Below are 13,618 nucleotides of genomic sequence, written 5' to 3' on the forward strand. Positions count from 1 at the left end.
CGTCGCTGCGTGCTAGACCCGGCCTCTTGCTGGTCGTTTCTTCGTCGTCGGTGGCCGGGTCAGGGCGTGCCCGGAGCATCTGAGGCGTCTGGCTCGTCTGTCCGGTAGCTGCCTCCCCGGGTGCGTCCGGGGTGCCGCGTCCCGGTGACTGGTCACTCTCCGTGAGTTAGGGCACGTTGCGCAGCGTGATCGTCGGCCGTCGTCGTCCGGGCTCGCCCGGGGCCGTGAGACGATCACGACGTGACGGCGACGATCCTGGACGGCAAGGCCACCGCGGCGGAGATCAAGGACGAGCTACGAGCCCGGGTCAAGGCGCTCGCGGAACGCGGCATCACCCCCGGACTCGGCACGGTGCTGGTCGGGGAGGACCCCGGCTCCCAGGCGTACGTCAACGGCAAGCACCGCGACTGCGCCGAGGTCGGCATCGCCTCGCTGCGTGTCACACTGCCGGCCGACGCCACCCAGGAGCAGCTCGACGCGGCGCTCGCCGAGCTGAACGCCGACCCGGCCTGCCACGGCTACATCGTCCAGCTCCCGCTCCCCGGGCACCTCGACACCCAGCGCGCGCTGGAGTCGATCGACCCGGACAAGGACGCCGACGGGCTGCACCCGGTCAACCTGGGCCGGCTCGTCCTCGGGTACGACGCGCCGCTGCCCTGCACGCCGCGCGGCATCGTGGAGCTGCTGCGCCGGCACGACGTGCCGCTGCGCGGCGCGAACGTGGCCGTCGTCGGCCGGGGCAACACGGTCGGCCGCCCGCTCGGCCTGCTGCTGACCCGGCGCAGCGAGAACGCCACAGTGACGCTCTGCCACACCGGCACGCTCGACCTGGCCGCGCACACCCGCGCCGCCGACGTCGTCATCGTCGCCGCCGGGGTGCCCGGACTGCTCACCGCCGACATGATCAACCCGGGCGCGACGGTGGTGGACGTCGGCATCACGCGGGTCATCGGCGAGGACGGCAAGGGCCGCTACACCGGCGACGTGGACCCGGAGGTGGCCGAGGTCGCCGGCAAGGTGGTGCCGATGCCCGGCGGCGTCGGCCCGATGACCCGGGCGATGCTGCTGACGAACGTGGTCGAACGGGCCGAGCGGGCGGGCTGACACCCACCCAGGTCATAACCGTCCGCCCCTGGCCCGATCGGTGCCAGGATGGCTGATACGGTCCGGAAAACCGACTGGTATCAGGGAGTGGGACGACCATGGGTAAGAAGGTCACTGTCGTCGGCGCCGGATTCTACGGCTCCACCACCGCACAGCGCCTGGCCGAGTACGACGTCTTCGACACCGTCGTCATCACCGACATCGTGGAGGGCAAGCCGGCGGGTCTCGCGCTCGACCTCAACCAGTCCCGCGCGGTCGAGGGCTTCGAGACCAAGGTCGTCGGCGTCACCACCGGCCCGAACGGCGAGGGCTACGACGCCATCGAGGGCTCGGACGTCGTCGTCATCACCGCCGGCCTGCCGCGCAAGCCGGGCATGAGCCGGATGGACCTGCTGGAGACCAACGCCAAGATCGTCCGGCAGGTCTCCGAGAACGTCGCCAAGTACGCCCCGAACGCCGTCGTCATCGTGGTGTCGAACCCGCTCGACGAGATGACCGCGCTGGCCCAGCTCGCCACCCAGTTCCCCAAGAACCGGGTGCTCGGCCAGGCCGGCATGCTGGACACCGCCCGCTTCACCAACTTCGTCGCCGAGGCGCTGAGCGTACCGGTGAAGTCGGTACGGACGCTGACGCTCGGCTCGCACGGCGACACCATGGTCCCGGTGCCGTCGAAGAGCACCGTGAACGGCAAGCCGCTGCGTGACGTCATGCCGGCCGAGCAGATCGAGGAGCTGGTCGTCAAGACCCGCAACGGTGGCGCGGAGGTCGTCGCGCTGCTGAAGACCGGTTCCGCGTACTACGCCCCGTCCGCCGCGGCGGCCCGGATGGCGAAGGCCGTGGCCGAGGACTCCGGCGCCGTCATGCCGGTCTGCGCCTGGGTCGACGGCGAGTACGGCATCTCCGGCGTCTACCTGGGCGTCGAGGCCGAGATCGGTGCCGAGGGCGTGAAGCGGGTCGTCGAGACCGACCTGGACGCCGACGAGCTGGCCGCGCTGAAGGAGGCCGCCGAGGCCGTCCGCGCCAAGCAGGGCGACGTCGCCAGCATGTGACGCCCGACCACTGCACAGAAGGCCCGCCGGCACGCGCCGACGGGCCTTCTGCCGTCCCACCCGCCCGCCGTCCTCCCCGTTCTCCCCGTCGATCATGAAGTTGACGGCGGAAATAGAGATCGACAAGGCGGTCAACTTCATGATCGACCAGGGGAGGGCGGGGGTGGGTGGGGGGTGAAGGGGGCGGTCAGGTGAGGGGTGGCCAGGACGGCGGGGGAGAGGGTCGCCAGCAGGGTCGTGCGGGAGTGGCGGGCCGTGTCCGGATCCACCTCGTGGGCGTATGCCAGCTCCGGGTCGGCCAACTGGATCGCGTGCACGAGCAGGTCGCCGGTGATCAGGAGGCGCTCGTCGTCCGCCTCGACCAGCACCGACTGGTGACCCGGCGTGTGGCCGGGCGTGTGCAGCAGTCGTACCCCCGGGGTAAGGGGTGTCTCGCCGTCGACCACCCGCAGCCGGCCGGCGGCGCGCAACGGCGTCAGCAGCCGGGCCGGCAGTTCCGGGTGGAACAGCTCCAGCGCGTCCACCTCGGCGCGCTGGATCAGGTGGTCGGCGTTCGGGAACAGCGGGCCGGCCCAGCCCACGTGGTCGGTGTGCAGGTGGGTGAGGACCACGGTGCGTACGTCGGCCGGGTCGATCCCGGCGGCGGCCAGCTCGGCCGGCAGGCGGCCCGGCACCGGCGCCCAGCTCGCGGCCAGTGAGTCGGCCGGGCCGATGCCGGCGTCGACAAGCGTGACCGGTCCGTCGCCGGCCCGCACCGCGAACGCGCGGAACCGCAGCCACCACCGGCCGTCGTCGGTGACGGCACCCGGGTCGAGCCGGTCGGCCGCCTGCCAGTGCGCCTGGGTGGCGCCGGGGAACGCCTCGCCGCGGGGCTGGAAGAAGGGCCCCTCACCGTCGGAGAGCGCGGTGACCGTGATAGACCCGAGGGTGCGACTGCGTGGCATCGGCCGATGATGCCAGCGGGCCGCGGCGCGGCGCAGCCCGCTTTTCCGGCGGCCCACCCGGGCCGCCTGGGGACTGCCGGCCAGTTTCCAGTACGCTCGTACTGCTTGAGCACGTGTCCCCCGAGAGGAGCGCCGGCCGATGGCGAAGATCAAGGTAAACAACCCGGTCGTGGAGATCGACGGCGACGAGATGACCCGGATCATCTGGAAGCAGATCCGGGAGCAGCTGATCCTGCCCTACCTCGACGTCGACCTGCACTACTACGACCTGTCGATCCAGCACCGTGACGCCACCGACGACCAGGTCACGGTCGACGCCGCCAACGCCATCAAGGAGCACGGCGTCGGCGTCAAGTGCGCCACCATCACCCCGGACGAGGCCCGGGTGGAGGAGTTCGGCCTGAAGAAGATGTGGCGGTCGCCGAACGGCACCATCCGCAACATCCTCGGCGGCGTGGTCTTCCGCGAGCCGATCATCATGTCGAACGTGCCGCGGCTCGTCCCGGGCTGGACCAAGCCGATCATCATCGGCCGGCACGCGCACGGCGATCAGTACAAGGCCACCGACTTCGTCGTCCCCGGCCCGGGCACGGTGACCATCACCTACACCCCGGCCGACGGCGGCACCCCGATGGAGATGGAGGTCGCCAACTTCCCCGGCGGCGGCATCGCCATGGGCATGTACAACTACGACGAGTCGATCCGGGACTTCGCCCGCGCCTCGTTCCGGTACGGCCTGGACCGCAACTACCCGGTCTACATGTCGACCAAGAACACCATCCTCAAGGCGTACGACGGCCGGTTCAAGGACATCTTCGCCGAGGTGTTCGAGAACGAGTTCAAGGCCGAGTTCGACGCGGCCGGCCTCACCTACGAGCACCGGCTGATCGACGACATGGTCGCCGCCGCGCTCAAGTGGGAGGGCGGGTACGTCTGGGCGTGCAAGAACTACGACGGTGACGTGCAGTCCGACACCGTCGCGCAGGGCTTCGGCTCGCTCGGCCTGATGACCTCGGTGCTGCTCTCCCCGGACGGCCGCACCGTCGAGGCCGAGGCGGCGCACGGCACCGTCACCCGGCACTACCGGCAGTACCAGAAGGGCGAGAAGACCTCGACCAACCCGATCGCCTCGATCTACGCCTGGACCCGGGGCCTGGCCCACCGGGGCAAGCTGGACGGCACCCCGGCGGTCACCGAGTTCGCGAACACGCTGGAGAAGGTCATCGTGGACACCGTCGAGGGCGGTCAGATGACCAAGGACCTCGCGCTGCTCATCTCGCGGGACGCCCCGTGGCTGACCACCGACGAGTTCATGAACGCGCTCGACGAGAACCTGGCGCGCAAGCTCGCCGCCTGATCACTCCCGTCGATCACCACGGGCCCGCCGGCACACGCCGGCGGGCTCCGTCGTGTCCGGGTCCGTGCGTCACCGGGTCCGGGCCGGGCTCGTTGTACCGGGTGGACGCGATGCCAGTCTCGTCCAGCCGTCCCTTCCCTTGCGGGGGGCCCTGTCCCGGGCCCCCCGCGCCCTGTTGTGCGGGCGCGCACCCCCCGCTCAGGCGGCGCGCAGCAGCTCGGCGGCGCGTTCCGGGGCGATGTCGTTGATGAAGACGCCCATGCCGGACTCCGACCCGGCCAGGTACTTCAGCTTGTCCTTGGCCCGCCGGATGCTGAACAGCTGAAGGTGCAGGTGGCCCAGCTCCCGGTCGATGCGTACCGGCGCCTGGTGCCAGGCCGCGATGTACGGCATCGGCAGGTCGAACAGCCCGTCGAAGCGGCGCAGCAGGTCCAGGTAGAGCGGCCCGAAGGCGTCCCGCTCGGCGTCGTCGAGCGCCGGGATGTCCGGCACCGGCCGGTGCGGCGCCACGTGCACCTCGAACGGCCAGCGGGCCGCCGCCGGGACGTACGCGGTCCAGTGCTCGTTGCTCGTCACCACCCGGTCGCCGGAGGCGCGTTCGGCGGCCAGCACGTCGGCGTAGAGGTTGCCCCCGGTGCGGTCGGTGTGCCGCCGGGCGGCGGCCAGCATGGTCCGGGTGCGCGGCGTGACGAACGGGTACGCGTAGATCTGCCCGTGCGGGTGGTGCAGCGTCACCCCGATCTCCACGCCCCGGTTCTCGAACGGGAAGACCTGCTCCACGCCGGGCAGCGCGCTCAGCGCGGTGGTGCGGTCGGCGAGCGCGTCCAGCACCGTCCGGACCCGCCGCGGGGACAGCCGGGCGAACGAGGCGTTGTGGTCGTCGGTGAAGCAGACCACCTCGCACCTGCCGCGCCCGGGGCGTACCGGGGTGAACGGGGTGATCTCGGCCGGTTCGTCGGCCACCCGCTGGCTCAGCGAGGGGAACCGGTTCTCGAAGACCACCACGTCGTAGTCGGGTGCCGGGATCTCGCTGTGCCGCTCGCCCCGGGACGGGCACAGCGGGCACTGGTCGGCCGGGGGCAGGAAGGTGCGGGTCTGCCGGTGCACCGCCACCGCCACCCACTCGTCGGTCAGCGGGTCGTACCGCAGCTGGGAGGCGGGCGGGGGAGGGGGCAGGTCGCGGCGGTCCGGCTGGTCGCGGACCGCGTCGTCCCGCTCGTCGAAGTAGATCAGCTCGCGGCCGTCGGCCAGCGCGATCTGCGTACGCTTCACTCCGCCCCCCTCGTCGTGGGCACCGTCACCAGCTCACCCACCCTGTCGTCGAGTACCCGTCGGGCCTCGGGTGCCAACCGGTCGTCGGTGACCAGCACGTCCGCCGCGTCCAGCGGCACGATCGACGAGATGCCGACGGTGCCCCACTTGGTGTGGTCGGCGAGCACCACCAGCCGGTCCGCCGCTGCCACGAGTGCCCGGTTCGTGTCCGCCTCCATCAGATTGGGCGTGGTGAAACCGGCCCGTTCGCTGATCCCGTGCACGCCGAGGAAGAGCAGGTCCAGGTGCAGGGCGGCGATCGCGGCCACGGCGAGCGGGCCGACGAGCGCGTCCGACGGCGTGCGGACGCCGCCGGTGAGCACCACCGTCTGGTCCGGCCGGCCTCCGACGTGCAGGGCCTCCGCCACCGGCAGCGAGTTGGTCACCACTGTGAGGCCGGGCACGTCCACCAGCCGCCGGGCCAGCTCGGCGGTGGTGGTGCCGGCGGAGAGCGCGATCGCGGCGCCGGGCCGGACCAGCCCCGCGGCGTGCTCGGCGATGGCGGCCTTCTCGGCGGACTGGCGGACGGACTTGGCGTGGAAGCCGGGCTCGTCGGTCGAGCCGGGGCCGGCGGGCGTCGCGCCCCCGTGCACCTTGGCGAGCAGGCCCTGCTCGTGCAGCGTGTCCAGGTCGCGCCGGATGGTCATGTCGGAGACGCCGAACTCGGCCGCCAGCTCGGTGACCCGGACGCCACCGGCGCGGCGCAGTCGTTCCAGGATGGCCGTCTGCCGCTGCCGCGCCAGCATTCCCGGCTCACCTCCGCGCCTCACCGGCCACGCGGGCACTCCACGCGGTCGAACGTGTTCCAACAAAGACGAACACTACCGCGCAGCGAGGGGCAATGCGAGACCGCCGCCGTCCGGAAGGCCGGACGACGGCGGTCGAGGTGCTCGCAGGCCGGGACGGGCCCGGCGGTGAGACGGTCAGGCGGGCTGGAGGCGGGGCTCCACCCAGCCGGTCTCGGTCAGGTGCTCCATCACCTTCCCGATGGCCTCCTCGACGCTGAGGTCCGAGGTGTCCACCACCAGGTCGGCGTCGGTGGGCTCCTCGTACGGGTCGTCGATGCCGGTCATCCCGGTGATCAGGCCGGCCCGGGCGCGGGCGTACAGGCCCTTGCGGTCGCGCTGCTCACAGACCGCCAGCGGCGTCGCCACGTGAACCAGCAGGAAGCCCGCCCCGACCGTCTCCGCCATCTCCCGGGCGGTGGCACGGGCCGCCGCGTACGGCGCGATCGGGCAGCAGATGCCGACGCCCCGGTGCCGGGCGATCTCGGCGGCCACCCAGCCGATCCGGCGCACGTTGAGATCCCGGTCGGCCTTGCTGAACCCCAGCCCGGCGGAGAGCTCCCGCCGCACCACGTCGCCGTCGAGCAGCGTGATCGTGCGGTCGCCCTGCTCGCGGAGCACATCGGCCAGCCCGCGGGCGATGGTCGACTTGCCCGAGCCGGACAGGCCGGTCAGGAAGATCACCAGGCCCCGGTGCCGCCGCGGCGGGCGGGCCCGGGCCAGTTCCTTCGCCACCGCCGGCGGGGTGTGCCACTCGGGCAGCGGAAAACCCCGGTCCAGCAGGTCGTCGATCTCGCGCGTGCTCAGCGCCAGCCGCCGGTTGCGCGGCGGGATGTCCTCGCGCCAGCGCCACTGCCCGTCCCGGTTGTCATAGGCCAGCTCGCGCGGCACCAGCACGCGCAGGCCGGCACCGGAGAGCATGCCCTCGGTGGAGAGCAGGTGGGTCACCCCGTACGCGGCGGCGACCCGGGCCCGCAGCAGCGCGTCGCTGATCTCGTCGCGTCGCCGGGCCAGCGGCACCGCCACGAGCGTCGCCGGGGGCATCCGGTCGCGGGCGGCGAACACGCTGCGTACCAGCGACTCGGCCGGCAGGCCGCCGATCGACTCCTCGCCCACCGGGATCATCACCAGCAGGTGCGCGCCGAGCGTACGGGCCGCGTGCGCGATCTGCGCCAGCTGCGGCCGGTGCAGCGGGCGGTCGGCGAACACGCCGAGCACCCGGCCCGGCGGCAACAACCCGCGTACCTCGTCGGGGCCGCGCCGCAGCCGCTGGAACGGCCCGTGGCCGCCGTCGCCCAGGCGGCGCACCGCGCCGCCGACACCCACCATGCCCTCACGGCCCGGCCAGACGTCGGTCACGTCCATCGCCGCCACCGGTGCGCCCTCGCCGTCGGTGAGCACCACCGCCCGGCGGGCCGGGTCGGCCGGGTCCAGCCCGTCGGCGAGCGCCGCCGGCACCTGGAGCGTCACCGGCACCGGCCACGGCGTGCCGTCGGCCAGCCGGCCGCGCCGGTTCAGCGAGGCCAGGTCGGCCCGGCTCATGAAGCCGGTGAGCGGTGCGTACGCCCCACTCAGCAACAACTGGAGATCGGCCAGCTCAGCGGGTCTGGGCGCGTACGACGGCGCATCCCGCAGAACGTCCTCGGGCAGCAGCCACCCGTTGCTCATCGAACCCCCAACTCACCGGCCGGCACACAGTTTCGCAGCCCACCGGCGATCGGTCGAGAGCGCCACCCGGCCTCCCGGTGATCGCGTGTCCGGCGACCGTGCCGAGGACGAACCGGGGTCACCGAATCCTTACCGGCGGGCCGCCGCGGGTCGATCGTGCGAACGGCTGCCGGCGCGCGCCGACCGGCCGAGCACGCGGTCCCGTATCCGACGGACCGCGCGGCGGATCCGGGACGGCAGCCGGCGCGAGTCCTCCACCCGGGGCGGAGCGCCGTCGGCCGCGCAGCGCACCACGAGCGGCAGACGGGCGTCCAGCGCCCAGCCGGCCTGGATCACCCGGGCCCGGACGTCCCAGGTGCCCCGGGTCCGGCCACCGTTGAGTGTCGCGAAGTCGACTGTGGCGGTGCTGCGGTGGCGCACCTCGCCGCTCCCGACCCGTTCGGTGGTGGCGGCCACCGGCAGGAAGAACTCCTCCCGGGTCTCCCGGCGGCGCACGACAACGTCGGTCCTCGCCCCACCGGCCCGCATCACGACCCCGGCCGGCACCGCCTCGGCCACCGGGAGCACCGGCAGCCCCTGGTCGTCGAAGCGCAGCGGCTCGTCACCCGCGCGCAGGCCGGCGGAGACGGTGACAGCCAACGTCCGCCCCTCGACCCGCCACCCGTCGACCGAGGCGTGGGCCCGGACGCCCACCTCCCACTCCGCCAGCCGGCGCAGGTCCGCCACCCGCCCCTGCGCGGCGAGGTGCGCGAGCACCTGGAACATCGGGGGCAGCCCGGCGACCGCCTCCGGCGTGAAACGCTCCTCGACGAGCGGGCCCACCTCGCCGGCCACCTGGTCGGCCCACTGCTCCGGCGCGCTCAGCAGGGCCTGCCCGCGCAGCCGGCTCAGCATCTCCTTGCGCAGCCAGCGCCGGTGCAGCCGGAGGCGGGCCGCGGCGGGCGGCCGGTGCGCGTCCACGATGTCCAGCGCCTCCCGGAGAGCCGCGTAGTACTCGGCCGGGTCCATCCGGGTGGCGGTGACGTTGCCCGCGTCCACCCGGCGGACGTGGTGGTAGCACGGGTGGTCGGCCAGCACGCAGACGCGCCCGGCGCGCAGGTAGGCCGCCGCCATCAGCCGGTGGTCCTCCAGGCGGCGGGGGTGGCCCTCGGGGAACCGCAGCCCGTGGCGGTCGAGGAAGGACCGCCGGAACAGCTTGTGACAGGTCATGCTGTCGGCCAGGGGCGCGTTCGCGGGCGTGGCGTCGAACCGGTTCTCCCGGAACAGCTCCCGTGGGACACCCCGCCGGTGTCCGATCATCCGGCCGACGACGATGTCCGCGTCGTGGTCCCGGGCGCAGGCGTGCAGGCGGGCCAGCGCCTCGTCACCGAACCAGTCGTCGTCGTCGGCGAAGAAGACGTACTCGCCGCGTGCCTGCTCCAGCCCCTGGTTGCGCGGGTGCGACGGCCAGCCCGAGTGCTCCAGGTGCAGCACCCGCACGTGCGGGTCGGCGGCGGCCAGCTCGTCCAGGCGCTGCGGGGTGCCGTCGGTCGACCCGTCGTCGGCGAAGACGACCTCGTACGAGCTGGACGGCAGCCCCTGCTTCGGCAGCGACGCGACGAGGGGATCGAGGTTCGCGCCGCAGTTGTACGTGGGCACCACCACGCTCACCAGCAGGTCCGCGCCGCCGCTCATGTCGTCCCCCGTCGAGTCCGCCCGCACACGGTGGCAGCTTCCCCGAGCGGTCGCCACCCCGCCACCCCGTTCCCGCCACCTAGGGGCCGCGGCGGCCGAGGATCAGGGGATCGCAGGGGTCGGGAAGGGCTCCGGGCCAGCGCCGGAGTTCTACGCTGAACGGCGTGACACTGCTCGCGACCGAGTCGCTGACCAAGACGTACGGAGGCCGGGTCACCGCGTTGGCCGACCTCACCGTGTCGGTCGAGCCGGGGATCATCGGGCTGGTGGGCGCGAACGGCGCCGGCAAGTCCACTCTGATCAAGATCCTGCTGGGTCTGCTCCCGCCGACCAGCGGCCGGGTACAGGTGCTCGGCCTCGACCCCACCACCGACCCGGCCGCGGTCCGCGCCCGGGTCGGCTACATGCCCGAGCACGACGCCCTCCCGCCCGACCTGTCCGCCGCCGAGCTGGTCACCCACCTCGGCCGGATCAGCGGGCTGCCGCGCACCGTCGCCCGGGAACGGGCCTCCGAGGCGCTGCGCCACGTCGGTCTGCACGAGGAGCGGCACCGGGCCGTCGGTGGCTACTCCACCGGCATGAAGCAGCGGGTCAAGCTCGCCCAGGCGCTCGTACACGATCCCGATCTGCTGCTGCTCGACGAGCCGACCAACGGCCTCGACCCGGCCGGCCGGGACGCCATGCTCGCGCTGATCCACCGGATCGGCACCGAGTTCGGCATCTCGGTGGTGGTCTGCTCGCACCTGCTCGGCGAGGTGGAGCGGATCTGCGACACGCTCGTCGCCGTCGACGGCGGCCGGCTGCTGCGCGCCGACCGGGTGTCCGCCATGACCACCGCCACCGACGTGCTCGCCGTCGAGGTGAGCGAGGGCACCGAGGAACTGGCCGCCCGGCTCGCCGCGCTCGACCTGCCGGTGACCCGCGACGGGCGGCTGCTGCTCGTCCCGCTCGCCGACGACGCCACCTACGACCAGATCCTCGGCGCGGTCGCCGAGCTGGACCTGCCGCTGCACCGGCTGGACCAGCGGCGGCACCGGGTGGCCGAACTCTTCGCCGCGAGGGAGCCCAGCCATGTCTGACGCGACCGGGGTCATCCACGACATCGGCTACCAGCGCTACACCGGTCCGCGGCTCGGCCGCCGGCAGGTCTTCGGCGCGCTCTACCTGCACGGCGTGCGTACCGTCTTCGGGCTGGGCCGCAGCGCCAAGGCCAAGATCTTCCCCTGGCTGGTCGTCTCCGTGGTCACCGTGGTGGCCGCCGGGGTCACCGCGGTACGCAGCCAGATCGGCGAGGTGGTGATGACGTACGCCCAGTTCGCCGACGCGATGAGCTGGCTGGTCATCTTCTTCGCCGCGGTGGCCGCGCCCGAGCTGGTCTCCCGCGACCTGCGCAGCGGCGTGCTGCCGCTGTACTTCTCCCGGCCGCTGCCGCGCGGCGACTACGCCCTGTCCAAGCTGCTGGCGCTCGTCACCGCGCTGTGGCTGCTGCTCGGCGGCCCGCAGCTGGTGATGTTCCTCGGCGCCGCGTTCACCACGAACCGGGGCGTCCGGGGGGTGTGGGACGAACTGCTCGACCTGCTGCCCGGGCTGCTGTACGCCGGGCTCTGGGCGGTGGTGTTCGCCTCGATCGCCCTGCTGGTCGCCTCGCTCACCGGCAAGCGCGCGTTCGCCGCCGGCGGCATCGTGGCGGTCTTCCTGATGACCACGCCGGTGGTCGGCGTGCTGTCCATCCTGCCGTCGTCCACGGTCAACGAGCTGGCCTTCCTCGCCTCCCCGCCGACGCTGGTCGGCGGCGTGGGCAACTGGGCCCTCGGTGACCGGCTGACCCAGGGCCGCGGCGGCATGCCGATCGGCGAATTCGGGCCGGTCTACGCGGCCGTCGCCGTGCTGCTGGTCGCGGCCTGCGTCAGCCTGCTGCTCCTGCGATACCGGAAGGTGGCCGCCCGATGACGGCGATCAGCACCCAGTCGGCGGCCGGTGCGCCCGCCGCCGCGACGAGCACGCTCGACCTGGCCGGTGTCTCCCGCTGGTACGGCAACGTGGTGGCGGTCAACGACGTCACCATGCGGCTCGGCCCCGGCGTGACCGGCCTGCTCGGCCCCAACGGCGCCGGGAAAACCACGCTGCTGCACATGATGGCGGGCTTCCTGTCCCCGTCCCGGGGCACCGTGACGCTGGACGGCGAGCCGACCTGGCGCAACCCCGCCGTCTACCGGCGTCTCGGCCTGGTCAGCGAGCGCGAGGCGGTGCACACGTTCCTCAGCGCGTACGAGTTCGTGCTCGCCAGTGCCAAGCTGCACCGGCTGCCCGACCCGGAGGCCGCCGCCCGGCGGGCGATCGAGCTGGTCGAGATGGAGGACGCGCAGACCCGGCGGATCGGCACCTACTCCAAGGGCATGCGGCAGCGCACCCGGGTCGCCGCCGCGCTCGTGCACGACCCGCAGGTGCTGCTGCTCGACGAGCCGTTCAACGGGATGGACCCGCGCCAGCGGCTGCACATGATGGCGCTGCTGCACCGGCTCGGCGACGCGGGGCGCACCATCCTGTTCAGTTCGCACATCCTGGAGGAGGTCGAGCAGGTCTCCGGCACGGTCCAGGTGATGGTGGCCGGCCGGCTCGCCGCCTCCGGCGACTACCGGACCATCCGCCGCCTGATGACCAACCGGCCGCACGTGTTCGCGGTGCGCTCCACCGACGACCGGGCGCTGGCGGTGGCGCTGATGGCCGAGGCGTCGGTCTCCGGCGTCGAGCTGGACCGTACCGGCCTGACCGTCAAGGCCGGCGACTACGGCGCGTTCACCCGGGCACTGCCCCGGATCGCGCTCCGGCACGGCATCCGGGTCCGGCAGCTCCTGCCGGAGGACGAGTCGCTGGAGAGCGTCTTCTCGTATCTGGTGGAGGCATGATGTCGACAGTCACCTGGATCACCGCGCGTGGCCTGTTCGGCCGGAGCCGGTTCCTCATGCTGCTGCCGTTGCCGCTGGTCCTGATCGGCCTGGCGGTGCTGTGCCGGTCGCTCGGCGTCGACCCGGGCGAGTGGGGCCCGCCGGTGCTCGTCGGCCTCGGCCTCGCGGTGGTGCTGCCGGTCGTGGCGCTGATCGTGGGCACCGGCGTGCTCGGCGCGGAGATCGACGACGGCACGGTCGTGCACATCCTCACCAAGCCGCTGCCGCGCTGGCAGATCGTGCTGCCGAAGCTGGCGGTCGCGGCCGGCGTCACAGCGGTCACCGTCGGCGTCCCGATCTACGTCGCGGGCGTGCTCGCCGATTCGGTACGCCTCGGACTCGCACTTGTCGCCGCCTCGGCGGCGGGCGCGCTGGCGTACTCGGCGCTGTTCCTGGCGCTCAGCCTGGTGACCCGGCGGCCCGTGCTGCTCGGCCTGGTCTACGTGCTGATCTGGGAAGGGCTGCTGGGCCGGTTCGTCGGGAGCACCCGGGTGCTGTCGATCCAGCAGTGGGTGATCGCCCTGGCCGACCGGATGGCGCCGACGCCGCTGCTCGGCACCACCGTCTCGGTGCCGGTGGCGGCGGTGCTCACCGCCCTGGTGGCGGTCGGGTTCACGGTGCTGGCGATCGACCGCCTGCGCTCGTTCAGCGTGGCCGGCGAGACGAGCTGAACCCCGGGGCGGAACCCGTTTTCCGGCACGAGCGCCGGGAAACGGGGTCCCCCCCCCCGCGTCCGGGCTGTTAGTTTGCGGGGGGTACGCACACCGACACGGGGGGAACA

The 13,618-nt window shown here is 73.0% G+C and carries 12 protein-coding genes; 7 read left to right on the plus strand and 5 right to left on the minus strand.

All coding sequences use genetic code 11. The annotated features are described in order from the left end of the window. Positions 1 to 240: 240 nt before the first annotated feature. Both V6U82_RS11765 and mdh read left to right on the plus strand, forming a co-directional pair. Positions 241 to 1,104: a bifunctional methylenetetrahydrofolate dehydrogenase/methenyltetrahydrofolate cyclohydrolase gene (locus tag V6U82_RS11765; RefSeq protein ID WP_334460905.1), complete on the plus strand. Its 864-nt coding sequence runs from the start codon at positions 241 to 243 to the stop codon at positions 1,102 to 1,104. Between the two features lie 98 nt (positions 1,105 to 1,202). Then, positions 1,203 to 2,153, plus strand: a complete 951-nt coding sequence (gene mdh, locus V6U82_RS11770; RefSeq protein ID WP_120573187.1) for a malate dehydrogenase — start codon at positions 1,203 to 1,205, stop codon at positions 2,151 to 2,153. A 137-nt stretch (positions 2,154 to 2,290) separates the two neighbouring features. Here the strand turns inward: mdh and V6U82_RS11775 are convergent, their stop codons facing one another. Next, positions 2,291 to 3,097: an MBL fold metallo-hydrolase gene (locus V6U82_RS11775; RefSeq protein WP_334460906.1), complete on the minus strand. Its 807-nt coding sequence runs from the start codon at positions 3,095 to 3,097 to the stop codon at positions 2,291 to 2,293. A gap of 139 nt (positions 3,098 to 3,236) precedes the next feature. On the opposite strand from V6U82_RS11775, the gene V6U82_RS11780 reads away from it, so the two are divergent. Next, complete coding sequence (locus tag V6U82_RS11780; protein ID WP_120573189.1) at positions 3,237 to 4,454, plus strand: NADP-dependent isocitrate dehydrogenase; 1,218 nt, start codon at positions 3,237 to 3,239, stop codon at positions 4,452 to 4,454. A 198-nt stretch (positions 4,455 to 4,652) separates the two neighbouring features. On the opposite strand, the gene galT is transcribed toward V6U82_RS11780, so the two are convergent. The 4 genes from galT to V6U82_RS11800 form a co-directional block, all read right to left on the minus strand. After that, positions 4,653 to 5,726, minus strand: coding sequence for a galactose-1-phosphate uridylyltransferase (gene galT, locus V6U82_RS11785; protein WP_334460907.1), 1,074 nt, complete (start codon positions 5,724 to 5,726; stop codon positions 4,653 to 4,655). After that, positions 5,723 to 6,511: a DeoR/GlpR family DNA-binding transcription regulator gene (locus V6U82_RS11790; protein ID WP_334460908.1), complete on the minus strand. Its 789-nt coding sequence runs from the start codon at positions 6,509 to 6,511 to the stop codon at positions 5,723 to 5,725. The genes galT and V6U82_RS11790 overlap by 4 nt, the downstream gene beginning before the upstream one ends. A gap of 177 nt (positions 6,512 to 6,688) precedes the next feature. After that, complete coding sequence (gene cysC, locus V6U82_RS11795; RefSeq protein WP_334460909.1) at positions 6,689 to 8,218, minus strand: adenylyl-sulfate kinase; 1,530 nt, start codon at positions 8,216 to 8,218, stop codon at positions 6,689 to 6,691. 129 nt (positions 8,219 to 8,347) lie between these two features. Further along, entirely contained in the window at positions 8,348 to 9,892 is a 1,545-nt protein-coding gene (locus tag V6U82_RS11800; RefSeq protein WP_334460910.1) for a glycosyltransferase family 2 protein, read from the minus strand. Positions 9,893 to 10,056: 164 nt separating this feature from the next. Here V6U82_RS11800 and V6U82_RS11805 point away from each other — a divergent pair, with 164 nt between their 5' ends. The 4 genes from V6U82_RS11805 to V6U82_RS11820 are packed head-to-tail and all read left to right on the plus strand — an operon-like array spanning position 10,057 to position 13,508. Continuing rightward, positions 10,057 to 10,971 (plus strand): ABC transporter ATP-binding protein, encoded by a 915-nt coding sequence (locus V6U82_RS11805; RefSeq protein WP_128136842.1) that lies wholly within the window; start codon positions 10,057 to 10,059, stop codon positions 10,969 to 10,971. Continuing rightward, positions 10,964 to 11,842, plus strand: coding sequence for an ABC transporter permease (locus V6U82_RS11810; protein ID WP_128136843.1), 879 nt, complete (start codon positions 10,964 to 10,966; stop codon positions 11,840 to 11,842). The genes V6U82_RS11805 and V6U82_RS11810 overlap by 8 nt, the downstream gene beginning before the upstream one ends. After that, positions 11,839 to 12,798, plus strand: a complete 960-nt coding sequence (locus V6U82_RS11815) for an ABC transporter ATP-binding protein (RefSeq protein ID WP_128136844.1) — start codon at positions 11,839 to 11,841, stop codon at positions 12,796 to 12,798. The genes V6U82_RS11810 and V6U82_RS11815 overlap by 4 nt, the downstream gene beginning before the upstream one ends. Next, positions 12,798 to 13,508, plus strand: coding sequence for an ABC transporter permease (locus tag V6U82_RS11820; RefSeq protein WP_334460920.1), 711 nt, complete (start codon positions 12,798 to 12,800; stop codon positions 13,506 to 13,508). The genes V6U82_RS11815 and V6U82_RS11820 overlap by 1 nt, the downstream gene beginning before the upstream one ends. Positions 13,509 to 13,618: the final 110 nt, after the last annotated feature.

Origin of the sequence: Micromonospora sp. CPCC 205554, assembly GCF_036902745.1 — a bacterium.
Lineage (GTDB): Bacteria > Actinomycetota > Actinomycetes > Mycobacteriales > Micromonosporaceae > Micromonospora > Micromonospora tulbaghiae.

What these genes read in the sequence shown, in the direction of transcription:
- V6U82_RS11810 (WP_128136843.1), top strand. Translation starts at nt 10,964, where the DNA reads ATGTCTGACGCGACCGGGGTCATCCACGACATCGGCTACCAGCGCTAC.
- V6U82_RS11775 (WP_334460906.1), bottom strand. Translation starts at nt 3,097, where the DNA reads ATGCCACGCAGTCGCACCCTCGGGTCTATCACGGTCACCGCGCTCTCC.
- mdh (WP_120573187.1), top strand. Translation starts at nt 1,203, where the DNA reads ATGGGTAAGAAGGTCACTGTCGTCGGCGCCGGATTCTACGGCTCCACC.
- V6U82_RS11800 (WP_334460910.1), bottom strand. Translation starts at nt 9,892, where the DNA reads ATGAGCGGCGGCGCGGACCTGCTGGTGAGCGTGGTGGTGCCCACGTAC.
- V6U82_RS11815 (WP_128136844.1), top strand. Translation starts at nt 11,839, where the DNA reads ATGACGGCGATCAGCACCCAGTCGGCGGCCGGTGCGCCCGCCGCCGCG.
- V6U82_RS11790 (WP_334460908.1), bottom strand. Translation starts at nt 6,511, where the DNA reads ATGCTGGCGCGGCAGCGGCAGACGGCCATCCTGGAACGACTGCGCCGC.
- V6U82_RS11820 (WP_334460920.1), top strand. Translation starts at nt 12,798, where the DNA reads ATGTCGACAGTCACCTGGATCACCGCGCGTGGCCTGTTCGGCCGGAGC.
- cysC (WP_334460909.1), bottom strand. Translation starts at nt 8,218, where the DNA reads ATGAGCAACGGGTGGCTGCTGCCCGAGGACGTTCTGCGGGATGCGCCG.
- V6U82_RS11780 (WP_120573189.1), top strand. Translation starts at nt 3,237, where the DNA reads ATGGCGAAGATCAAGGTAAACAACCCGGTCGTGGAGATCGACGGCGAC.